This is a genomic window from Pseudomonas sp. MHK4 (assembly GCF_054600775.1).
Genome location: NZ_BAAIAK010000021.1, coordinates 23378 through 46504, shown reverse-complemented (window position 1 = coordinate 46504; position 23127 = coordinate 23378). Strand labels below are relative to the sequence as shown.

At 63.4% G+C, this 23127-nt stretch carries 19 protein-coding genes; 7 read left to right on the top strand and 12 right to left on the bottom strand.

Features of this window, described 5'->3' with window-relative positions; translation table 11 throughout:
- Positions 1–51: 51 nt before the first annotated feature.
- From ACYP2Q_RS29930 to pdxR, 12 genes are all read right to left on the bottom strand, one after another.
- A complete protein-coding gene (locus ACYP2Q_RS29930) occupies positions 52–1503 on the bottom strand; it encodes an NAD-dependent succinate-semialdehyde dehydrogenase (RefSeq protein WP_459733781.1) in 1452 nt (483 codons plus the stop codon).
- A gap of 148 nt (positions 1504–1651) precedes the next feature.
- The gene (locus tag ACYP2Q_RS29925; protein WP_459733780.1) at positions 1652–2137 is read right to left on the bottom strand and encodes a flavin reductase family protein; all 486 of its coding nucleotides are present in this window, start codon (positions 2135–2137) and stop codon (positions 1652–1654) included.
- A 12-nt stretch (positions 2138–2149) separates the two neighbouring features.
- Complete coding sequence (locus ACYP2Q_RS29920; RefSeq protein WP_459733779.1) at positions 2150–3631, bottom strand: aldehyde dehydrogenase; 1482 nt, start codon at positions 3629–3631, stop codon at positions 2150–2152.
- Positions 3628–4461 carry an alpha/beta fold hydrolase gene (locus tag ACYP2Q_RS29915; protein ID WP_459733778.1) on the bottom strand — a complete coding sequence of 278 codons (834 nt, stop codon included), beginning with the start codon at positions 4459–4461 and terminating at the stop codon, positions 3628–3630. The genes ACYP2Q_RS29920 and ACYP2Q_RS29915 overlap by 4 nt, the downstream gene beginning before the upstream one ends.
- 42 nt (positions 4462–4503) lie before the next feature.
- On the bottom strand, positions 4504–5094 hold the full coding sequence (locus tag ACYP2Q_RS29910; RefSeq protein WP_459733777.1) for an amino acid synthesis family protein: 591 nt from the start codon (positions 5092–5094) through the stop codon (positions 4504–4506).
- A gap of 303 nt (positions 5095–5397) precedes the next feature.
- Positions 5398–6375 carry an AraC-like ligand-binding domain-containing protein gene (locus ACYP2Q_RS29905; protein WP_459733776.1) on the bottom strand — a complete coding sequence of 326 codons (978 nt, stop codon included), beginning with the start codon at positions 6373–6375 and terminating at the stop codon, positions 5398–5400.
- Positions 6376–6471: 96 nt separating this feature from the next.
- Positions 6472–8562 (bottom strand): caprolactamase subunit alpha, encoded by a 2091-nt coding sequence (capA, locus tag ACYP2Q_RS29900; RefSeq protein WP_459733775.1) that lies wholly within the window; start codon positions 8560–8562, stop codon positions 6472–6474.
- Between the two features lie 39 nt (positions 8563–8601).
- Positions 8602–10347, bottom strand: coding sequence for a caprolactamase subunit beta (gene capB / locus ACYP2Q_RS29895; RefSeq protein WP_459733774.1), 1746 nt, complete (start codon positions 10345–10347; stop codon positions 8602–8604).
- 693 nt (positions 10348–11040) lie between these two features.
- The gene (locus ACYP2Q_RS29890; RefSeq protein ID WP_459733773.1) at positions 11041–12108 is read right to left on the bottom strand and encodes an alpha/beta fold hydrolase; all 1068 of its coding nucleotides are present in this window, start codon (positions 12106–12108) and stop codon (positions 11041–11043) included.
- Positions 12109–12276: 168 nt separating this feature from the next.
- Positions 12277–13542 (bottom strand): MFS transporter, encoded by a 1266-nt coding sequence (locus tag ACYP2Q_RS29885; protein WP_459733772.1) that lies wholly within the window; start codon positions 13540–13542, stop codon positions 12277–12279.
- Between the two features lie 38 nt (positions 13543–13580).
- Entirely contained in the window at positions 13581–14651 is a 1071-nt protein-coding gene (locus tag ACYP2Q_RS29880) for a sugar phosphate isomerase/epimerase family protein (protein WP_459733771.1), read from the bottom strand.
- A gap of 111 nt (positions 14652–14762) precedes the next feature.
- Positions 14763–16271, bottom strand: coding sequence for a MocR-like pyridoxine biosynthesis transcription factor PdxR (gene pdxR / locus ACYP2Q_RS29875; protein WP_459733770.1), 1509 nt, complete (start codon positions 16269–16271; stop codon positions 14763–14765).
- A gap of 234 nt (positions 16272–16505) precedes the next feature.
- On the opposite strand from pdxR, the gene ACYP2Q_RS29870 reads away from it, so the two are divergent.
- From ACYP2Q_RS29870 to ACYP2Q_RS29840, 7 genes are all read left to right on the top strand, one after another.
- On the top strand, positions 16506–17486 hold the full coding sequence (locus ACYP2Q_RS29870; RefSeq protein WP_459733769.1) for a quinone oxidoreductase family protein: 981 nt from the start codon (positions 16506–16508) through the stop codon (positions 17484–17486).
- A 13-nt stretch (positions 17487–17499) separates the two neighbouring features.
- Positions 17500–18348: a TauD/TfdA dioxygenase family protein gene (locus tag ACYP2Q_RS29865; protein WP_459733768.1), complete on the top strand. Its 849-nt coding sequence runs from the start codon at positions 17500–17502 to the stop codon at positions 18346–18348.
- An 86-nt stretch (positions 18349–18434) separates the two neighbouring features.
- Entirely contained in the window at positions 18435–19487 is a 1053-nt protein-coding gene (locus ACYP2Q_RS29860) for a beta-keto acid cleavage family enzyme (protein ID WP_459733767.1), read from the top strand.
- Positions 19488–19575: 88 nt separating this feature from the next.
- On the top strand, positions 19576–20901 hold the full coding sequence (locus ACYP2Q_RS29855) for an MFS transporter (RefSeq protein ID WP_459733766.1): 1326 nt from the start codon (positions 19576–19578) through the stop codon (positions 20899–20901).
- Positions 20898–21560 carry a DsbA family oxidoreductase gene (locus ACYP2Q_RS29850; RefSeq protein ID WP_459733765.1) on the top strand — a complete coding sequence of 221 codons (663 nt, stop codon included), beginning with the start codon at positions 20898–20900 and terminating at the stop codon, positions 21558–21560. The genes ACYP2Q_RS29855 and ACYP2Q_RS29850 overlap by 4 nt, the downstream gene beginning before the upstream one ends.
- Positions 21557–21883, top strand: coding sequence for a Rieske (2Fe-2S) protein (locus ACYP2Q_RS29845; RefSeq protein WP_046817492.1), 327 nt, complete (start codon positions 21557–21559; stop codon positions 21881–21883). The genes ACYP2Q_RS29850 and ACYP2Q_RS29845 overlap by 4 nt, the downstream gene beginning before the upstream one ends.
- Entirely contained in the window at positions 21880–22893 is a 1014-nt protein-coding gene (locus ACYP2Q_RS29840) for a YeiH family protein (RefSeq protein ID WP_459733764.1), read from the top strand. Before ACYP2Q_RS29845 ends, ACYP2Q_RS29840 begins: the two co-directional genes overlap by 4 nt.
- The last annotated feature ends 234 nt before the right edge of the window (positions 22894–23127 follow it).

Below are 23127 nucleotides of genomic sequence, written 5' to 3'. Positions count from 1 at the left end.
GCGTACTTGAGGGCGCCTTCGCCGGCAAGCCGGGCTCCTACAGGTATTGATTCACAGCCCACCCATCAAGGTGTATTTGAGTTCCAGGTAATCCTCGATGCCATATTTGGAGCCTTCACGCCCCAGACCCGAGGATTTGATCCCGCCAAAAGGCGCGACTTCAGTGGAGATCAACCCTTCGTTGATCCCGACCATGCCGTATTCCAGGGCTTCACTCATGCGCCAGGCGCGGCCCAGGTCGCGGGTGTAGCAGTAGGCCGCCAGGCCGAATTCGGTGTCGTTGGCCATCTGCACGGCCTCGGCTTCGCTGGCGAAACGGAACACCGCGGCGAGCGGGCCAAAGGTTTCTTCCCGGGCGACTTTCATCTGCGTGGTGATGCCGGCCAATACCGTGGGCTGGAAGAAACCGTGACCCAGGGCGTGACGTTCGCCACCGCACAGCAGCTGTGCACCTTGGGCCAGCGCGTCCTGCACATGGTCTTCAACCTTGGCCACGGCGCGCTCGTTGATCAGTGGGCCCTGGGTGACGCCGTCGGCGAAACCGCTGCCAACCTTGAGTTGCGACACCCGTTCGGCCAGTCGCGCGACGAAGGCGTCGTGTATGCCGTCCTGCACCAGGAAGCGATTGACGCAGACACAGGTCTGGCCGGCATTGCGGAATTTGGCGATCAACGCGCCGTCCACCGCTCGTTCCAGATCGGCGTCGTCGAAGACGATAAAAGGTGCGTTGCCGCCCAGTTCCAGCGAGACCTTTTTCAGCGTCGGCGCGCACTGCGCCATCAGCAACTTGCCAATGGCCGTGGAGCCGGTGAACGACAGTTTGCGCACCAGCGGGCTTGCCGTCAGTTCGGCGCCGATAGCGATGGCATCGCCGGTAATCACGTTGAAAATACCGGCAGGAATACCGGCCTGCTCGGCCAGCGCCGCCATGGCCAGAGCCGAGAATGGCGTCTCCGGCGCTGGCTTGACGATGCACGGACATCCGGCGGCCAGCGCCGGGCCGGCCTTGCGGGTGATCATCGCCGCGGGGAAGTTCCACGGGGTGATCGCCGCGACGACACCGATCGGCTCCTTGCTCACGACAATGCGCGCATCGCCCTTGTGGCTGGGAATGGTGTCGCCGTAGATGCGTTTGGCTTCTTCGGCGAACCACTCGATGAAACTGGCGGCGTAGAGGATTTCTCCCTTGGCTTCGGCCAAGGGTTTGCCTTGTTCGAGGGTGAGGATTTCGGCCAGGGCATCGGCGTTTTCCAGCATCAGCGCGTGCCAGCGCTTGAGTGTGTTGCTGCGCTCTTTTGCGGTCAGCGCACGCCAGCTCGGCCATGCCGTGTTGGCGGCGTCGATGGCCAGGCGGGCGTGTTCGGCGCCGAGGTTCGGCACCTGGCCAATCAGTTCGCCGGTGGCCGGGTTGAAGATGTCCTGTCGCGCACCGTTGGGCGCATCCAGCCATTGGCCGTTGATGTAGGCCTGCTGGCGGAACAGTAACGAGGCTGCTGGGCTCATGCCGGCTCCTGGAGAAGAGGGTGATTACCTGTAGGAGCGAGCTTGCTCGCGATGGACGTTAACGATGACGCGGGCTGTCTGAGTGCCCGCGTTGTCTGGACGTTTTTCGCGAGCAAGCTCGCTCCTACAGGGGGTTGTGTGGAACCGATCAGGCCAGGGCGGGCAGGGGGCCCAGTTTGCCTTTGTGGTAGATCATCGGCGTCACCGGTTGCTCGGGCAGGATCAGGTTCTTCACCGCACCGACGATGATGGCGTGGTCGCCGCCATCGTATTCGCGCCACAGTTCGCACTCGATGATCGCCGTGGCCTTGCGCAGCAACGGGTTGCCCAGTTCGCTCAAGTGCCACTCGATGCCATTGGCCTTGTCCTTGCCTTTGCCGGCAAATGCATAGGCTTCGGCGGTCTGGTCGGCGGACAGCAGGTGAATCGCGAATTGCTTGCTGTCGCGCAGGATCGGGTAAGTGTCAGAGGCGTAGTTGGGGCAGAACAGCACCAGTGCCGGATCGATCGACAGCGCACTGAAGGCGCTGGCGGTAATGCCGACGATGCCGCCAGCCGGGTCCAGGGTGGTGACCACCGTGACCCCGGAAGGGAACGAGCTCATGACGTCTTTGTAAATGCCGGGTTCGATCATTTCTCAGGACTCCTAGCGCATCACGAACGGATCAGGCATCGGTGCCTGGGATAGATTGATCCACACCGTTTTCAGTTCGGTGTAGGCCAGCACGGAATCGATGCCGCTTTCGCGTCCATAGCCACTGTTCTTGAAACCGCCGATCGGCGCCATGGCCGACACCGCGCGGTAGGTGTTGACCCAGATGATCCCCGAACGCACGTCCCGGGCCAGGCGATGGGCACGGCCCAGGTCGCGGGTCCAGATGCCGGCGGCGAGGCCGAACTGCGAGTCGTTGGCGATTGCCAGGGCTTCGGCTTCATCCTTGAAACGGATGACCGAGGCCACCGGGCCGAACACTTCTTCCTGCATGATCTTCATCGAGTTGCGGTCGCATTCGAACAGGGTCGGCTCATAGAACCAGCCGTCGCCCAGATTCTCTGGACGCTTGCCGCCCAGGCGCAGTGTTGCCCCTTCGGCAATGGCATCAGCCACCAGTCCTTCAACCACGGCCAACTGCTGCGCGGTGGCCATCGGGCCCATTTCGCTGCTGTCTTCCTGCGGGTTGCCGATGCGGATGCGCTGGGCGCGGTCCACCAGGCGAGCAACGAATTCGTCATAGATTTCGTCCTGCACCAGCAGGCGCGAACCCGACACACAGCTTTGCCCGGAGGCAGCGTAGATCCCGGCAATGGCACCGTTGATCGCGCTGTCGAGGTCGGCGTCGGCGAAGATGATGTTCGGCGATTTGCCGCCCAGTTCCAGGGACAACTTCGCGAAGTTCTCGGCGCTGCTGCGCACCACATGCCGGGCCGTGGCGGCGCCGCCGGTGAAGGCGATCTTGCGCACCAGCGGATGGCGGGTGAGGGCGGCGCCGGTGCTCGGGCCGTAGCCGGTAACAACGTTGACCACGCCCGGTGGGATGCCGGCTTCCAGTGCCAAACGCGCCAGTTCGAGAATGGTCGCCGAGGCGTGCTCGGAAGGCTTGATCACGATGGTATTGCCCGCCGCCAGGGCTGGTGCCAGTTTGATCGCGGTCAGGTACAGCGGGCTGTTCCACGGAATGATCGCCGCGACCACGCCCATGGCTTCGTGCACGGTGTAGGCAAACAGGTCCGGCTTGTCCAGCGGCAGGGTGCCGCCTTCAAGCTTGTCGGCCAGGCCTGCGGTGTAGTGGAAGAACTCCGGCAGATAGCCGACCTGGCCGCGGGTCTCGCGGATCAGCTTGCCGTTGTCGCGGCTTTCCAACTGCGCCAGTTGTTCCTTGTTTTCAGCGATCAGGTCGCCCAGGCGCCGCAGCAACTTGCCGCGGGCGGTGGCGGTCAGGCCACGCCAGGCCGGGCTGTCGAAAGCGGTCTGCGCAGCCTGTACGGCGCGCTCGACGTCGGCTTCGTCGGCATCGGGCAGTTCGGCCCAAGGTTCGGCCAGGGCCGGGTTCAGGCTTTCGAAGGTCTTGCCCGAGAGGGCATCGACCCATTCACCGCCGATGCACATCTGGAAGCGTGCGAGTGTCATGCAACGATCCCCTTGATCTGGTTTTGTCGGGAGTGCGCAGTGTCGAGAAACTCCAGCAACAGCTGGTTGACCAGGCGCGGCGATTCTACGGGCATCATATGGCGCTGCTCGGCGAGTACGGCAACCTTGGCGCCGGGAATGCGCTGGGCCAGTTGCTCGGCCATTTGCGGAGTCGACCCCGGGTCGAGCTCGCCGGTGGCGATCAACGCCGGTACCTGGATGTTGCCCAGGTCCTCGGCGCGGTACATGTCCTGGGTGGCAAACAGTTCATAGGTGGTCAGGTAACCCTGGGGGTCATTGCCCGCCAGCGTCTGGCGAATCGCGGCGATCTGCGCCGGATTGGCCGCCTGGTATTCGCGGCTGAACCAGCGTGACAACGCGGCTTCTGCGTTGGCATCCGGCCCGTGTTCGGCGGCCTGGCTGGTGCGGGCGATCACGCCGGCGCGTTGTTCAGCGGTGCGATTGAACACGCTGTTGAGCACCACCAGGCTTTGCAGGCGTTGCGGGTAATGCAGGGCGAAAGCCCGCGCCACCAGCCCGCCCATGGAGAAACCGATCACGGCCGCCTTGGGCAATTGCAGATGATCGAGCAGCTCGAGCAACTGGTCGGCATAACCGAGCAGCGGCGTGCCGCTTTCAGGGCGAGGGCTGGCGCCATGGCCCAGCATGTCGTAGGCGATGACGCGGTATTGCGTGGCCAGGCCAACGATCTGGCCGCCCCACATTTCTTTGTTCAGGCCCACGCCGTGGATCAAGACCACGGGCTGGCCTTGGCCGGTCGCCAGGTAACTGGTGCCAGCCGGGGTGCGTTCAGCGGTGAGCCGAATCATGGAGCGCTCCTGCATACCTTTTTGTTGTAGTGACCGACCGGCTTACTGGGCTTTTTCGGCAGCCAGTTCTTCCAGGTCGATGTAGCGATTGCCGATGCGTGGGTGCAGGCGGCCGCCATCGGCGCAACCCAGGACCACGACGATTTCATCGGCACGCGGCGCGTCTTCGATCTGCATTTCCAGGGTGATGTAGTGCGAACGCAGGCCTTCATCGTCCTTGTGCATCATCGGGATCTGGATCGAAGTACCCGGGCCGCCGCGCTTGTTGGTGAAGCTCAGGTAGCTCTTGGCTTTCACCGCTTCGCGGTAGTGGTTGCCAAAGCGCAGGGTGTGGATCACCGCGGAGGCGTGTTCGATTTCACCGTCGGCACCGACCACGGCGGCCTTGCCGTAGGCTTCGATCTTCTCGGCACCGCCGATGATGCCGACCAGGCGCTCGACCATCAGTGCGCCGAGATCGGAGCAGTTGGCGCGGATTTGCGGCTTGAGGTCTTCGACGAAGCCGTTGCCCAGCCAAGGGTTCTTGATCACCACGGCCAGCCCGACCATGGTCACGGGCTTGTCGGTGGCCTTGCCGCCTTCGATGAAGGTTTCTTCGACATAGCTGACGATCTTGCGGATTTCGAAACTCATGAGCTGCTCCGTATCAGGGTGAAAGGTGTCTGTGCGTATGATGGTATACCATAATACCGGATGCGCAATAGCCTGATGGGAGTTTCTGGTCGCAAGGCGATGAAAAGAGGGGGAGGGGGATGGCGATGGCCTTTACGGCCGATGGAAATCCTGCGGCTTGTCGGGTCGCCGCATCGCCAGCAAGCCGGCTCCTACGGATGTGCGTACGCCGCAAATTCAACTTACCTGCACAAAACCTGTAGGAGCTGGCTTGCCAGCGAAGGCGGCATCACGGCCACCATCGCATCGCCAGCTAGCCGGCTCCTACGGATGTGCGTTACGCAAATTCAGCTTGCCCCCACTGCGCACCTCTCGGGCAGTACAACCAAAGTGTCGACGAAAGCTGCGGGTAAACTGCGCCTGGTCGCTGAAACCCCAACGCATGGCCAGCTCGCCGATCGACAGGTGGCAGCCAGGGTCGTGCAGCCCCCTGTTGACCGCCTCAAGACGGCGCAGGCGAATCCATTCCCCGAGGCTATGAGGCGTGCTGCTGAACAGCTTATGCAGATAACGCACCGACAACCCACAGGCGTCGGCGATCATCTGCGGCGCCAGGTCGGGGTTGCCCAGTTGCTGGTCGATGTACTGCTCGATCCGTTGCAGATGCAGGGCGGCCAGGTTCGAGCTTTCGCTGCTGAGCACCCGCTCATCGTCACGCAAGGCCATCAACAGTGTCGAAAGGGCCTGCTCGAGCAGCATGTGCCGAGCGGCCGCGTCGCATTCGTCGAAACGGGCGGCGCACATTGCCAGTTGATCGACAAAGATCCGCCCGAGTGCGCGCCTGGCGTCGAAGCACAGGCGCGTGTAGCGCTCGGCGCCGCGCAGTTGGCCATGCAGCGCGCGTTCGGGGAGCTTGAACACCCACAGATCGTTGTCGCTGGCATAGTGAAAGCGGTAGGGCGCGTCGCCCCGTTCGAAGATGAAGCCGCCGGGCTGGCAATGCAGGGCCCGGCCGTCCTGTTCGAAATGCACTTCGCTGCGCCGCGGGACGGTGACGAGGTAGCAGGCTTCGTGGTCTTCACTGACCTGGGCCTTGCTGCGCGAATAGCCCAGTTGACTGGAGCGCAGGCGCGAAAGGGTCAGCGCGGTGCTGCCGGTTTCCCAGATCTGCAGGCTGCCGCTGAACGGGCTGTTGGGGGCGAATTCCAGGGACAACGGAAAATAGGCGCTGCCAATGGCCTGGGCCCAGAGCGGCTGGCGTTGACTGTCTGGCCAGGAGCGGGTGGAGAGTTTGTATGCCATGGCTGCCCTCGTATCATTTTTATTATGAGGACGATGCCGACGCAAACAGCCGCCGGCACCGTGGGTCTGCCATCATTTGCCAATGCTTACGGGCGGTCAATCACCAGGTGTCAGCCGGTAGGTGGCCGATGGCGCGAGCTCGGCCTGCCAGCCAGGCGGCACGACGATGTTGGTGGTCGCCTCTTCGATGACGCAAGGGCCTTGCACCCTTTGCCCCGCTTGCAGCCGATCACCGTTGTACACCGGCGTCTCCTGCCAGGACGACTGGGTGCTGAACAGCATCGGGCGATGACCGCTGGCCCTGGCCGCGACATCCTCGGCAGGTTGCGGCAGCTCAGGCATGGGAGGTCGTTGCAAGCGCGCAATCACCGAGCACTCAAGGTTGACCAGTTCTGCCGGGCTTTGCGGTTCGCTGTAGGAGAACAGCGCCTTGTGCCGGGTGTGGAACGCCTCGCGCAACGCCACCAGGCCGGCCTGATCCAGTTGATCGCAGGTCAGTTCGACGCTGCATTCGTGGATCTGCCCCAGGTAGCGGATCTCCAGGTTGTACAGGCATTCGACGTTATTGCCAGCGCCGAACCCATCTTCACGCAGGTTGTGCATGCCGCGCTCGCGCAGGTCGCGCAAGGTCTGGTTGAGCAACGGCAGGTCGACCAGTTGGTCGTCCAGGCGCATCGGCAAGGTAGTCAACTGGTCGTAGCGGATGTCCGACAGAATCTGCCCGTAGGCGCATAGCCCGGACGCCACTTTCGGGATCAGCACCACCTGGCTGCCGATCTCCTCGGCCAGGCGCATGACGTGCATGCCCGCCGCACCGCCCGCGCCGATCAGGGCAAAGTCCCGGGGGTCATAACCGCGCTCGACCGACACCCGGCGGATGCCGCTGACCATGTTCAGGTTGACCAGGGTGATGATGCCGAGGGCAGCGCGTTCGACGCTGATGCCCAAGGGCTCGGCGATCTTGCTGCGGATCGCCGCGATGGCAGCCTGGCGATCGAGCCGGATGCTGCCGCCCAACAGCGCGCCGTCAGCCAGGTAGCCCAGGGCCAGGTTGGCGTCGGTGACGGTCGGTTCGGTGCCGCCCTTGCCGTAGCACACCGGGCCCGGGTTGGCGCCGGCGCTGCGCGGGCCGACCTGGAGCATGCCGAAGTCGTCGAGGTAGGCGATCGAGCCGCCGCCGGCGCCGAGGGTTTCCACCTGGATCATCGGCACGCCGATGCGATAGCGCAGGAAGTCGGTGTCCTTGCTGAAATTGGTGCGTCCGGCCTTGCTCAAGGTGATGTCGAACGAGGTGCCGCCCATGTCCACGGTGATCACGTTGTCGATGCCGAACGGCTGCGCCACGCACAACCCGGCTTGCGGCGCGGACGCGGGCCCCGAGTTGATCGCATTCACCGCGCGTTCGCGCATCACCACGCCGGGCGCCAGGCCGCCGTTGGATTGAAAGTAGCGCGTGGGCTGCTGCGCGCCGAGCTCTTCGAACAAGGCGTCGATGCGTTCGATGTAGCGGCCCATGACCGGGCTCAGGTAGGCGTTGACCACGGTGGTCGAAGTGCGGGTGTATTCGCGGATCTGCGGGAACACTTCGTTGCCGGTGCAGACGAATACGCCCGGCAGTGCCGCGCGCACCATCTCGGCGGCGCGTTGTTCATGGCGCGGATTGCGCACCGACCAGACGAACGAAATGGCCACGGCCTTGACGTCCTGTTCGCGGAAATACTCGATGGCTTGGACAATCGCGTTCTCGTCGAGCGGCGCGTATTCGCTGCCGTCACTGATGATCCGCCCGCCGATGGGGCGCCGCAGGTGTCGCGGCACCAGCATATAGGCCGGCGGGTAGCTGGCGTCGTAGCGATGGCCGTCTTCCTTGTGGCCCAGGCGGATTTCCAGGCTGTCTTCATGGCCATCCGTACAGAGCAGGCCCACCTTGACCCCGGTTTTTTCGATCAGCGCATTGAGCGCCACCGTGGTGCCGTTGATGCACAGGTCGCAGTCGCCAATGATCTCGGCGGGTGTGCGGCCGATGGCGTCGGCGATCTGCGCCAGGCCGTTGCGGATGGCGATGGTGCCGTCCTGGGGCGTCGAGGGCGCCTTGAACAGCTGCACGTTGCCGCTGCGGTCGGCCAGGATGAAATCGGTGAAGGTGCCGCCGGCGTCGATGCCCAGGCGATATTGTTGTTTACTCATGATCAGGGATTCCAGATTGCTCAGAGGGGCCGGGCTCGGTTAATGGGGCGAACGGCAGGCGTTGGTCGCGGCGTCATCGACCTGGCCGTGGCTGTCGAGCACCACGCCGTACTCCAGGCGGGCGCCTTCGCGGGACACCAGGCCGTTGCGCACGTCGTTGACCACGCTGGCGACCGGGCGGCGCAGAGGGTTGCCATAACCACCGCCGCCAGGGTTGACGTTGATTACCCGTTCGCCCGGTTGCGCGGTGAGCTGGGCGTTGTAGATGAAGGACTGTTCCTCACCGTCGAGCGTGCGGTGAATCAACCGACCCAGCTTCGGTTCGAGCAGAACGTTGGTCGCGCCCGCGGCACCCGAGGTCGGCAGTTGCCGCCCCTCGCCGAACCCGACCACGGTCATGGCGTGGTTCAGCGGTTCGATTTCGATGCGCGTCCCCGAGCCACCGCGAAATTCGCCGGCACCACCGCTGTCGGTCATCAGGCTGTAGCGATGGATGAGGATCGGATAGGAATACTCCAGCAACTCGATATCACCGGACATCAACGCGCCGAAACAGCACAGCGGACCGCACGCCGGCCAACCGTCCATGGCCTTGTTCGCACCGGCACCGGAGATGATCGAGGCGAGCACCATGGTCACGTACTCGTCGTTGCCATTGCGCGGGTCATGGCCGGCGATGTTGATCCCGCTGGCGTGACCCCAGGAGGCGGTGACACGGTCGGGGGCCGCCTGCTCCAGCGCCTGGCGCACCGCGTCGGCCAGGGTTTCCATCGGCGTGGTGGTGCTGTTGACGTGGGGCGCCGGTTCTTGCGCATTGCACAAGGTTCCCGGCGGGCCGAGGTCGACGGACACGCAGCGGTACAGCCCTTCGTTGTACGGCGGCGGCACCTGGGCGAACATCATCAGCCCCAGGTAAACCCCGGACACAGAGTTACCGGCGTAGGAGTTGATGAAGTAGGGCACCTGCGGCGGGCTTTCGATCAGGATGTGCGCCTCGTCGCCGCGAATTTCCACCTGGGCGGTGATCGACAGTTGCCCCAGCCCATGGCCCGAGTCTTCCAGCACGGCGGTGCCGCTGTAGAAGCCATCTGGCACCTCCCGCAGCAAGGCGCGCATGTGCCGGTCCGCCATGTCCTTCAATTCGGCGATACAGGCGCGCACCTGCTCCACGCCATAACGATCGAGCAATTCCAGCAAGTGGCGTTCGCCGACATTGCAGGCGCCGTACTGGGCGTTGAGATCGCCTTCCTGATAGGCCCGGGCGCGCATGTTGGTCAGCAACAGGTTGATCACGTCTTCTCGGCGCTTGCCTTGGGACCAGAGCTTGACCGGCGGGATCCGTAAGCCTTCGGCGTAGATTTCCCTGGCATCCGGGTTGTAGCCGGCGGGCACGGGGCCGCCGATGTCGGTCAGGTGACCCTTGCAGACCGCCCAGAACACCAGCTCGCCCTGGTAGAACACCGGTTTGTACATGCAGCAGTCGAGGATGTGGCTGCCCATGTAGGCGGGGTCGTTGTGATAAATCACATCGCCTTCCTGGACATCGTCACCGAAGAAACCGGCCACGCATTTCATCGCCGGAATCAGCGAGCCTAAGTGAATCGGGATGTCCTGGCCTTGCAGGATCATTTCCGGCAGGTGGTCGAAGAGGGCGTTGGAATAGTCGTGGGCCAGGTTGAAAACGCTGGAACGACCGGTCTTTTCCAGGGTGATGGTCATTTCGCGCTGCGCGGTTTCGAGGGCGCCGCGCACCACGGCCAGGGTGATCGGATCTACTGTACTCATGGGTCACCAGAAATCTTGTTGTTATCCAGGTGAAGGTCAGGACGAACGTCTAACCCACGAGACAAAACTACGCGCACCTGCCAGGGGCTGGCTTGGCGCCCAGTGCACTGGTTTTTGCGCTCCAGTGCACTGCCGGCCAAACTCTCGCGACTACCCCCGATCCCCTGTAGGAGCTGGCTCGTCGGGTCGCCGCATCGCAGCGAAGGCGGCCTCACAACCGACCCATCTCCCACAGATGCACACCAGTCAAACTGTAGGAGCCGGCTTGCCGGCGATGGCGGCCTTATAACCGACCCATCTCCCACGGATGTACGCCGATCAAACTGTAGGAGCCGGCTTGCCGGCGATGGCGGCCTGACGGCCAACCCATCTCCCACGGCTGTACGCCGATCAAACTGTAGGAGCCGGCTTGCCGGCGATGGCGGCCTGACGGCCAACCCATCTCCCACGGCTGTACTCCGGTAAAACTGTGGGAGCTGGCAGGCCGGTTCCACAATAGATCGGGACAGCCACGAGAGAGAGGGGGCGGCTGTGAGGTCGTCATCGCCGGCAAGCCGGCTCCTACAGTAGATCGAGTACAGCCGCGAGAGAGGGGGGTGGCTGTGAGGTCGTCATCGCCGGCAAGCCGGCTCCTACAGTAGATCGAGTACCGCCGCGGGAGAGCGGGTGGCTGTCAGGCCCCGTCGCCGGGGCTCAAAGATGATCCGCATCGATCACCGCCTTGGCGAATGCCTGAGGATCTTCCTGTGGCAAGTTGTGGCCGATGCCGCCGCTGATCAGGCGGAACTGGTATTTGCCGGTGAAGCGCTTGGCGTAATCCTCGGGGGCGGGGTGGGGCGCGCCGTTGGCGTCGCCTTCCAGGGTGATGGTCGGCACGCTGATGGACGGTGCCGTGGCCAGTTTCTGCTCCAGTGCTTCGTATTGGCTTTCGCCCTGGACCAGGCCCAGGCGCCAGCGGTAGTTGAACACGGTGATGTCGACATGGTCGGGGTTGTCCAGCGCCTTGGCGCTGCGGTCGAAGGTGGCGTCGTCGAAGGCCCATTTTGGCGAGGCCGTTTGCCAGATCAGCTTGGCGAAGTCATGGGTGTTTTTCTCGTAGCCGGCGCGACCGCGGTCGGTGGCGAAGTAGAACTGGTACCACCATTGCAGCTCGGCCTTGGGCGGCAGGGGGTTCTTGCCGGCGGCCTGGTTGCCGATCAGGTAGCCACTGACCGACACCAGGGCCTTGACCCGGTCCGGCCACAGCGCCGAAACGATGTCGGCGGAACGCGCGCCCCAGTCATAGCCACCGAGCACCGCTTGCTTGATCTTCAGTGCGTCCATGAAGTCGATGACGTCGCTGGCCAGCGCGGCTGGTTGGCCATTGCGCAGGGTCTTGTCGGACAGGAAATGCGTATCGCCGTAGCCGCGCGCATAAGGCATCAGCACGCGATAACCCTTGGCCGCCAACAAGGGGGCGACTTCGTCGTAGCTGTGGATGTCGTAGGGCCAGCCGTGCAGCAGAATGACCACCGGGCCATCGGCCGGCCCCGTTTCGGCGTACGCCACGTCCAGCAGGCCGGCGTTGACATGCTTGAGCGGACCGAACGGCGAGGGCGCCGCTTGCGTGGCGCCGGCCGGGGTCGCGGCAGGCTGCGCGGTGGTGGACGTCTGGCCGTGGGCGGCACCCAGCACGCCAAGCAGACTCAGCGCGAGGATCGACGAGCCGACCAGGCGGCGGCGAGGGTTACCGGTTTTGTCGTTGTGCTGTGCCTTCTTCATGCTGATGTCTCCTGTTCAAGCCGCTGGCCAGGGGATCGGGTCGATCCCCTTTAAACCCTGCCTGCATTTGAACGCGGTGACGTATCTGGGCTGTGTCGAAGAGCGGGGCCGGTGTCAGCCCCTGTATCCAGCGGTTGCCCAGATACACAGTGATACACAGTGTCAGGATCAAGCCTGTGCTGCACTCACCTTGCCCGTGACGGTGGCGTTCCTGCGCACCGATTGATACAGCAGGCTGGACACCAGGAAGCCAACGATCGCCAACCCGCTCATCAGGCTGAACACATAGTTATAGCCCTGTTGGCCGGGGAAGTGGTCGAGGATGGCGCCGTAGATCACGTAGGCGAACATGCCCGGCGCATAGCCGATCAGGCAGCCGATGCCGAATGCCGACCCGGTGATGTGCTGGGGAATGCCCACTTCACCCATGGGCGCCCAGAACACGCCGCGCATGGAAAACACGATCAGCGCGAAGGACAGGGTGGCGGCCATGCCGGCATAGATGAAGCTCGGGCTTTTCGGAATCAACAGGATGACGGCCATCAGCGGCAGCAGCGCCAGGAACGCCCACTTCAGGTAGCGGCTGGTGCTCTTGAACTGCTTGTCGGCGATGAAACCGCCGGCAGGGCCGCCGAGGATCTTCAGGAAGTACTGGTTGATGATGCCGTAGGCGCCCACCAGGGCCACGGGCAGGCCGTACATTTCCTTGAGGTAGGGAATGAAATAGGTCAGGCCGCAGTAGACGATGTAGACCATGAACACGTTGAGGCTGACCAGCCAGATGCCCGGCACCTTGATGGCTTCGAACAGGTTCGCCAGGCCGTTGCCGGGCTTGGCGGTGGACTGGGTGCCGCCGCTCTTGAGCAGGAACCAGGTCAGGGTGCCGGCCAGGATGTCGATCACCGAGTAGAACAGGATCGCCGACTTCAGGCCGGCTTCGCCCGAACCCATGGCGACGAACACGCCCAGCGCGCAGAAGGCTACCAGCGTATCGACGACACCACGCCCGCCTTCGAGCAGGCCGAACAGCCGACCCTGTTCCTGGTCGTCACCGAGGTTGCGGATGGCCTTGAGCAACGACGGCCAGAAGAGGCAGTCGGCGCACACCGCCAGCAGGCTGAACACGATCAGCAGGTTACTGAAGGGAGGAAAGGTCGCCAGGTACAGACCCAGGCCACCAGTGCCGATCAGGCCGAGGGGAATGAGCTTGCGGGTGTCGTAGCGATCGGCGAGCAGGCCGCCGACCACGAACAGCGCGGTGGCGATGATCGCGTTGGCGCTGAGCAACATGCCGATTTCAGTGTGGCTCAGGCCCATGAATTCCTGCATGGGCACATAGAAGGCGTCCTTGAGGTTGGCCAGTTTGTAGATGGTGCCGCCACCGAGGATGAGGATCAGGAATCGTAGCCATTTGGCCTTGTTTTGCGTTGTCATTATTGTTCTCCGGGCGTAATCGGTTCGTAGCGTCGGGTTCAGGCGTTGCAGGTATCGGCGAGGGTGAGTTCGGCCAGGGTGCGCAACTCGGCCAGCACGCCGCGGACATAGGCGACCTGGTTGTTCGCCCAGCGGTGTTCGTCGGCCAGCATTCGTTCCAGCGAGAAGCCGTCGGGCAGTGGCGTATCACTCATTTCCCGGTAGGCGATGAAGGGATCGGCCGCCTCAGTGGTCTGGCGGAACGCCGGGGCGACGTAGTGGTTTTCCTGCTCGAGGATGAAGGCGATCACCTGCGGGCGGGTTTCGCCCAGCATCAACAGTTCGAACAGCAGGCGGGCACTGGGCAGGTCGTCTTCGGCACTGCCCTGCAGGACGCCGTAATGGCCGAAACCATTTTGCTCGGGGACCACGCGCACGCCCTTGAGGTGCGCCTGGCGGATGTGCGGCGCCAGGTTACGCAGGGCCTGCAGGGGTTGTTCGCAGGCATTGATCATGTTGCCGAAGTCGAACAGTGCATGCAGGCGAGGGTGGTCGAGGCGGGTCAGCAGTTGCGCGATCTCGTCGCTCTTGAGTTCTTCATGCTGCTCGAAGTCGAAGTACAGGTCGTGCTTGTCCGCCTGCTGCGCGAGGTAGTGCAGGTCGGTTTCGATCACGTCCATCACTTGCGACAGCGTACCCTCGTAGCGCGAGTAGACGCGGATGTTGCGCACGCCCAGGGCGAGGGCGATGGCGATCACCTGGTCGACGTCCTTTTTCAGCGTGCTGCTGATTTCCAGATGCACATCCAGGCCCAGGGCCCTGGCCTTGTCAGCAAACACCTGCAGTTGCGCGGGCGTCATCTGGCTCAGGCTGTTTTGCTCGCCGTCGAGCAAGTGCAGGCTCAGGCCTTGCAGCTCGTGGCGATAGGCGAAGTCGAGCAGGTCGGCGGGGGTGACGCGACCATGGGTGAGGTTGGTCAGCAGCGGGTAGGCGTGGGCGAACAGGCGCAGTTGCGCCAGGCGGTCGAGCAGCTGCCGGGCCAGTGCGTCGGTCAGCACCGGCGCCGTGCCGTCTTCGACCACGTTATGGCCGAGCAAGGCGTTGAATCGTTCCTGGATCTTATTGTTCATTCGAGTCGTTCCTGGTTCAGACACGGGGTCTTGCGACGCAGCCTTTATCGCGCCAGTCAGGAACTCTCGATAGATCCATTATCAGTTAATTGATAAGACCACTTGCGGGCTTCAAGTGGCCTGCGCCAGGCACCCCATCGCGACCAGCGCCCGGGCCAGCGCCGCGACGCGTTCCCGGGCCTGGTGTTCAGGGGTGCCGGCAAAACCGATCAGCAGGGCTGGTGGCAGCACGTGCTCGATGCAGTAGTCGGAGAGGGCATAGGTGTGGATGTTGTGCCGGGCCAGTTGCTTGGCAATGGCGTCGTCATCCAGCGTCGGCGGAAGCCAGGCGATCAGGTGCATGCCGGCGTCCACCGTGGTGATCCTGAAGAACCCGCCAATCTGCTGTTCAAGCTGTTCGACCAGCGCCTGCTGGCGAGCCTGGTACAGCGTGCGCAAGCGACGGATGTGCCCCAGGAAGTGGCCTTCGACCATGAAGTCCGCCGTGGTCGCCTGCAGCACGGTGGGTGGGCTGCGATCCATGACCGCACGCAAGGTGCAGAAGGGTTCGACCAAGGCCTGGGGCAAGATTACGTAGCCCAGTCGCAGCGACGGGAACAGCACCTTGCTGAAGGTCCCGACGTAAATCACCCGGGCCATCTGGTCCATGGCGTAGAGCGCCGGAAGCAGGCGGCCGCTGTAGCGCAGTTCGCTGTCGCAATCGTCCTCGATGATCCAGCTCTGCTGGCGCGCCGCCCAGTCGATCAGGGCCTGGCGTCGCGCATAACTGAGGGTCACGCCCAGGGGATGCTGGCGCGAGGGGGTGGTGAACACCAGGCGCGCATCGGGGCAGCGGGCCAGGCCCTGCTGGACATCGATCCCCTGATCATCGACAGGCAGCGCCACCACCCGCGCGCCCTGGGCCTGCAAGGCGATGCGCGCCGCGATGTGCCCCGGGTCCTCCATCCACACGCTGTCCTGCGGGTTGAGCAGGAGCATGCCCAGCAGGTTGAAGGCTTGCTGCGCTCCGGAAACGATCACCACTTGCCCGGCGTCGCAGTCGATGCCCCGGGCGTCGAAGACGTACTCGGCGATGGCCGTGCGCAACGCCTGCAAGCCTTGCAGCTCGCCATAACCGAGCATGGCCTTGCTCGGCTTGAGCAGGTGACGGTTCATCAGGCGTCGCCAGATCGCTTGCGGGAAGGAATCGTAGGTGCTGTGGCTGGGCAGGAACGAGGTCGGGGTCGACGGGTCCCAGTCGGCATAGGACACCCCGCGAAAGTGATCGCTGCGCAGCGACAGCATCGACTGGCTCAGGTCGGACAGGCGAGGCGGCTGGCGCGCCTGCCCGTCGTCGACCATCGTGCGCTGTTCCCACTCGGTGCCGACGTAGGTGCCGGCCCCGGTGCGCGAGGCCAGGAAACCTTCGGCGATCAATTGATCGAAGGCATTGAGGATGGTGATCCGCGACAGTGCCAGTTCCTTGCTCAGGGTGCGGGTCGACGGCAGGCGCACGCCGCCCTGGATCCGACCGCCGAGGATCTGCTTGCGAATCTGCAAGTACAGCTGGCGGTACAAGGGAATGGCGCTGGCACGGTCCAGCTCGATGGCCGACAGCAACAAACCTGCGGGGGATTTCATGACGCGCTCGTCTGGACGGAGTGTGGGTTGACCCGCGCCGGCTGGCGCCAAGGTATGCAGGGTAGCGAGCGGAATGGAATAAGTCATCCACCGCCGAGAACGCCACGCTGTGCACTGTCATGAAATGAAAAGCCATTGTCGTCTGATGAGAAGCGGCTGTTTGGGCGGCATCCTACAGTCCAATCAGCGCAAATCGACGCAGCAGCCAATATTGCAGACTGGAGAACAAGAAAAATGGCCAAAGCCGTACGCTTCTACGAAACCGGTGGTCCCGACGTCCTTCGTTATGAGGATGTAGAAGTCGGTGATCCCGGTCCTGGTCAGGTACGTCTGCGTCATGTAGCGGTCGGCCTGAACTATGCCGACACCTACTTTCGCAACGGCACCTACCCGATCCCGATGCCCAACGGCATGGGGGTCGAGGCGTCCGGTGTGGTCCAGGCCATCGGCGAAGGCGTGACCAACGTCCAGGTGGGGGATCGTGTCACCTATACCGGTTTCCTCAACACCCTCGGCGCCTACAGCACCGAACGGCTGATCGCGGCCGCGCCGCTGATCAAGCTGCCGGAAACCATCAGCTTCGAAACCGCGGCGGCCATGACCATGCGCGGCCTGACGTCGTCGTACCTGATGCGCCGCATCTACGACTTCAAGGAAGGCGACACTGTCCTGCTGCACGCTGCCGCCGGTGGCGTTGGCCTGATCGTTTCGCAGTGGGCCAAGTTGCTCGGCCTGAACGTGATCGGCACGGTTTCCACCGAGCAAAAGGCTGAAATCGCCCGTGCTCACGGTTGCGACCATACGATCAATTACAGCCATGAAGACGTCGCCGCTCGTGTTCGCGAATTGACCGACGGCGTGGGCGTCAACGTGGTGTTCGACAGCGTTGGCAAGAACACCTTCATGGGTTCGCTGGATTCGTTGAAACCCCGTGGCCTGATGGTCTGCGTGGGTACCGCATCCGGGCCGATCCCGGCGTTCGATCCGGTGATGCTGGCGATGAAAGGTTCGCTGTACCTGACCCGTCCGGCCCTGGCCAACTACATCAGCGACCCTGCGGAAAAAGCCGCCCTGGCCGGTGAGTTGTTCGACCACGTTGGCAGCGGCCGCATCAAGATCGAGATCAACCAGCACTACGCGTTGCAGGACGCGGTGCAGGCGCATCGCGATCTTGAGTCGCGCAAGACTACCGGCTCGTCGATTTTCGTCATTTAAGGAGCTGCCAGCCATGAAAGTCGAACAATTGACCTGCAGCATCGGCGCCGAACTGATCGGCGTGAACCTCGCCGACGCGGTGCATGACGACGGTCTGTTTACCGAGATTCGTGCCCAGTTGCTCAAGCACCGGGTGCTGTTCCTGCGCGACCAGGACATCAGCCGCGCCGACCACGTGGCCTTCGCCCGGCGCTTCGGCGAGCTGGAAGACCACCCGGTGGCCGGCAGCGATCCGGAGCATCCGGGGCTGGTGCGCATCTACAAGAATCCTGACCAGCCGATGGACCGCTACGAAAACGCCTGGCACACCGATGCCACCTGGCGCGAAGTGCCGCCGATGGGTGCCGTGCTGCGTTGTGTTGAATGCCCGCCAGTGGGCGGCGACACCATGTGGACCAACATGGTCCAGGCCTATGCGAACTTGCCGGAAGACGTAAAGCTCAAGATCGCCGACCTGCGCGCCCGCCACAGCATCGAAGCGAGCTTCGGCGCGGCCATGCCGATCGAAAAACGCCTGGGGCTCAAGGCGATGTACCCGGACGCCGAACACCCGGTGGTGCGCACCCACCCGGAAACCGGCGAGAAGGTGCTGTTCGTCAACGCCTTCACCACCCACTTCAGCAACTACCACACCCCTGAGCGGGTGCGCTTCGGCCAGGACGCCAACCCAGGCGCCGGCGAGTTGCTGCGCTACCTGATCAGCCAGGCGTACATCCCTGAGTATCAGGTGCGCTGGCGCTGGAAGCCCAACAGCATCGCCATCTGGGACAACCGCAGTACCCAGCATTACGCGGTCATGGACTACCCGCCGTGCCATCGCAAGATGGAGCGCGCCGGGATCATCGGCGACAAGACTTTCTGATCAACCCTTCTGCATACGCACTCGTAAACACGTCTGCCCGGCCACGACCCGGGCGGACGGGACAATCATAAGAACTGGAGTAAACCATGCAATTCTTCGACGATTCCCTGCACCCCGAAACCATGGAAAAAGTGGTCATCACCGTGGCCCCGTACGGCCCTGAGTGGATGCCTGAAGACTTCCCGGAAGACATCCCGCTGACCATGGACGAGCAAGTCCAGAAAGCGGTCGAATGCTATGAAGCCGGTGCCACGGTCCTGCACCTGCACGTGCGTGAACTGGATGGCAAGGGCTCCAAGCGCCTGTCCAAGTTCAACGAGCTGATCGCCGGCGTGCGCGAAGCCGTGCCGGACATGATCATCCAGGTCGGTGGCTCGATTTCCTTCGCCCCGGAAAGCGATGGTGAAGCGGCCAAGTGGCTGTCCGACGACACTCGCCACATGCTGGCCGAGCTGACGCCGAAACCGGACCAGGTCACGGTGGCCATCAACACCACCCAGATGAACATCATGGAGCTGCTGTACCCGGAATACCTGGAAGGCACCTCCCTGGCCAACCCGATGGTCCAGGCCGCCTACAGCGAAATGACCGTACCGGCCGGCCCGGCCTGGGTTGCCGAGCACCTCAAGCGCCTGATGGACAACGGCATCCAGCCGCACTTCCAGCTGACCGGCATCCATGCCTACGAAACCCTCGAGCGCCTGGTGCGCAAGGGTATCTACAAGGGCCCGCTGAACCTGACCTGGATCGGCATCGGCGGTGGTTTCGACGGTCCGAACCCGTTCAACTTCTTCAACTTCATCCACCGTGTGCCGGATGGCTGCACCCTGACCTCCGAGTCGCTGCTCAAGAACGTGCTGCCGTTCAACACCATGGCGATGTCCATGGGGCTGCACCCACGCGTGGGCAACGAAGACACTATCATTGATCACAAGGGCGAGCGTTTCGGCTCGGTCGCGCAGATCAAGCAAACCGTACGCATTGCCCACGAACTGGGTCGCGAAATCGCCACCGGCAAAGAAGCCCGTGAGATCTATCGCATCGGTGTGCAGTACGACAGCATCGAAGACACCCTGTTGGCCAATGGAATGTCCCCCAACCGCAAGGCTGGGCAGAAGGGTGTGCCGCAACGCGGCTGACCCGTAGTGCGCACGGGAGTCCGTGACCTCTCGTGCGCATTGCAAAACGCTTGATAACAAAAATAAATAAAAGCTTTGAGGAGGCTGCATGGCCTTTCACCCAATCGCCGACGATGACGACGCTGGTTGCGTCAACGTTGCGCGTAAATATGCCTGGATTGTCTTTGCACTGACGTTCGGCCTGTTGATTTCCGATTACATGTCGCGCCAGGTGCTCAATGCGGTATTCCCGCTGCTCAAGAGCGAGTGGTCCCTGAGCGACGGTCAACTGGGCCTGCTCAGTGGCATTGTCGCCCTGATGGTCGGCTTGCTGACCTTTCCGCTGTCGCTGATGGCCGACCGCTTCGGTCGGGTCAAGAGCCTGGCGCTGATGGCGATGCTGTGGAGCGTGGCCACTTTGGGCTGCGCCCTGGCGCAGGACTATCAGCAAATGTTCATCGCCCGGTTCATGGTGGGCGTCGGCGAGGCGGCCTACGGCAGCGTCGGCATCGCAGTAGTGATTTCGGTGTTTCCGAAACACATGCGGGCCACCCTGGCCAGTGCCTTCATGGCGGGCGGGATGTTCGGCTCGGTGTTGGGCATGGCGTTGGGCGGTGCGATCGCCGCCAAGCTCGGCTGGCGCTGGTCGTTCGCCGGCATGGCGCTGTTCGGCCTGATGCTGGCGGTGCTGTACCCGATCATCGTCAAGGAAGCGAAGATTGCGCCCAAGCGTGCAGCCCAGCTGGCGAACAAGGTAGCTGCGGTCAAGCGTCCCTTGAGCACGTTGTGGTCCAGCCGTTCGGTGGTGGCGACCTACATCGGCAGTGGCTTGCAGCTGTTCGTCGGCGGCACGGTGATGGTGTGGATTCCCAGCTACCTCAATCGCTACTACGACATGCCCACGGACAAGGCGGGCGGCATGGCTGCGATCATCGTCCTGTGCAGCGGCGCCGGGATGATCCTGTGCGGCATGCTCAGCGATCGGCTGTGCCGTAATTCGCCGGAGCGCAAGGTCAGCCTGGCCATCGCGTTTTGCCTGGGCAGCTGCCTGCTGCTGTCGGCGGCGTTCGCGCTACAGGCAGGGCCACTGCAACTGGCGCTGATCTGCCTGGGCATGCTGATTGCCACCGGCACCACCGGTCCTGCTGGCGCGATGGTTGCCAACCTGACCCATTACTCGGTCCACGGCACGGCCTTCGCCACGCTGACATTGGCCAACAACATGCTGGGCCTGGCGCCAGGACCGTTCATTACCGGACGGGTGTCGGACCTCATCGGCCTGCATGCCGCGTTCCAATTGGTGCCACTGGTCAGCCTCGCGGCGGCAGCGGTGTTCTTTTTCGCCAAGTGTCATTACCACAAAGATATTGCCCGCCTTCAGGGTCAGAGCGTGCCTGACCCCGTCAGCCAGGCCGGGTTAGAGGTGAAGTTGTGAGTCGTCGTCTACAAGTTGATGTGTTTTTCGATTTTATCTGCCCCTGGTGCCTGATCGGCAAACGCCAGTTGGAGCATGCGCAGGTGCAGTTGCGCAGTCGCCATCCGGATGTGCAGATCAGCACCGTGTGGCATGGCGTGCAGTTGCTGCCGCAGTTGCCGGTAGAAGGCGAGCCCTTCGCCGATTTCTACCGCAAGCGCCTGGGCAATGCCGACGCCATGACCATGCGCCAGGCCCAGGTGCAGCAGGCTGCCGCGGCGGTGGGACTGAGCATCGACCTGAGCCAGATCGAGACAATGCCCAACACCGCAGACGCCCATCGCCTGTTCGAGCGAGCCAGCGCACTGGGCAATCCTGCCCAGCGTGAAATGCTGCTCGAGCGGCTGTTCGCGGCTTACTTTCGCAAGCGTGAAAACCTCGGCTGCCGTGAGACCTTGCTCGCCATCGCCCGCTCCTGCGGTATCGATGCGGATGCGCTGCGCGATTGCCTGAAGGGCGACGCCATGCCTTTCGAGGGATCTCCCGCTGCCACCAGTGGCGTGCCGAGCTTTCAGTTCAACGGCCGCATGACGGTGATCGGTGCCCAACCTGCCCAGGCGCTGCTCGGGGCCATGCACGAAGCACTCAAGGAAAGTGAACGCGAGCGGCAGCCGGCATGACCCGGCGCATTCCCGTACCTGCCGGCAAACACCCGCAGGCCGGCGGCCGGGCGTTGTTCGAGTTCGAGGACAAGAGCCTGGCCTTGTTCAACGTCGACGGCCAGCTGTTCGCCATCGACGACAGTTGCCCGCACCAGGGCGCCTCGCTGTGTGGCGGGCGTCTTGAGGGGCGGGTCATTCAATGTTGCGCCCACGGTTTGCGCTTCGATTTGCACAGCGGTTACCTGCTCAATTCCAGGCAGGTGAAAGTCAACAACTACCCGGTCGAGATCATCGACGGCCAGGCGTTCATCGTCATCGTTCCCGAGGAGGCCGCGCCATGAGCGCCATCGCCCTTACCCGTATCCATAGTCGCACGCGCGAATTGGCCCCGGGGTTTATCGTCAGTCTGATCGTGGCGGCCGCCGCCTCGTTCTTGTCCGAGCACTATGGTGCGCCGGTCATGCTGTTCGCCCTGCTGCTGGGCATGGCGCTGAACTTCCTCGCCGGTGAGGGCGCCTGCAAGGCCGGCATCGAGTTCACCGCGCGGACCGTGTTGCGTATCGGCGTGGCACTGCTGGGCATGCGCATCACCCTCGAACAGATGGCGGCGCTGGGCTGGAAGCCCGTGGCCCTGGTGGTGATCCTGGTGGTGGTGACCATCGGTGTGTCGGTGATCGCGGCCAAGGCGCTGGGCTTCCAACGCTTGTTCGGCATGCTCACCGGTGGCGCCACCGCGATCTGCGGCGCATCGGCCGCATTGGCCCTGGCGGCCGCGCTGCCGAACCACCCGCAAAAAGAGCGCGCGACCCTGTTCACGGTGATCGGTGTCTCGGCGCTGTCGACCATGGCGATGATCGTCTACCCGATGATCGCCAACTGGCTGCAACTGTCGCCACAGGTGGCGGGCGTGTTCCTCGGAGCGACCATCCACGACGTGGCCCAGGTGGTCGGCGCCGGCTACAGCATGTCCACCGAGACCGGTGACACGGCCACGGTGGTCAAGCTGATGCGGGTCGCCATGCTGCTGCCGGTGATCGTCACCGCCGCGATGATCACCCGTATGCAAGGCGCCGATCCGACCGGCAAACGTCCACCGTTGCTGCCATGGTTCGCCGTCGGTTTCCTGATCCTGGCGTGCATCAACAGCACCGGCTGGATTGCCCCGGTGGTGCAGGGTTCGGTCAATGAACTGTCGCGCTGGTGCCTGGTGGTGTCCATCAGCGCCCTGGGCATGAAGACCCAGCTCAAGGAGCTGGCGGCGGTGGGCATCAAGCCGATCCTGCTGATGGTGGGGGAGACGGTGTTCCTCGTCGTGCTGGTGCTGTTGTTGTTGTTGCGCTGGGGGCTCTGAGGGCAGGTCTTCCACAGGTTTTATCGCAGGGCTTCACTGGGCTGGCTCCTCGTCACAGTGAAGCGCTCGACCGGTGTTACCCACACCGGTCTTTACACGGCGACTGTACCAGCAGTCGCCGTTTTTTTTGCTGGGTCATCGAGGGTGCATTCGCACCGGGCACACCCTGTAGGAGCCCGGCTTGCCGGCGAAGGCGGCCTCACAGCCAACCCATCTCTCACGGCTGTACTCAAT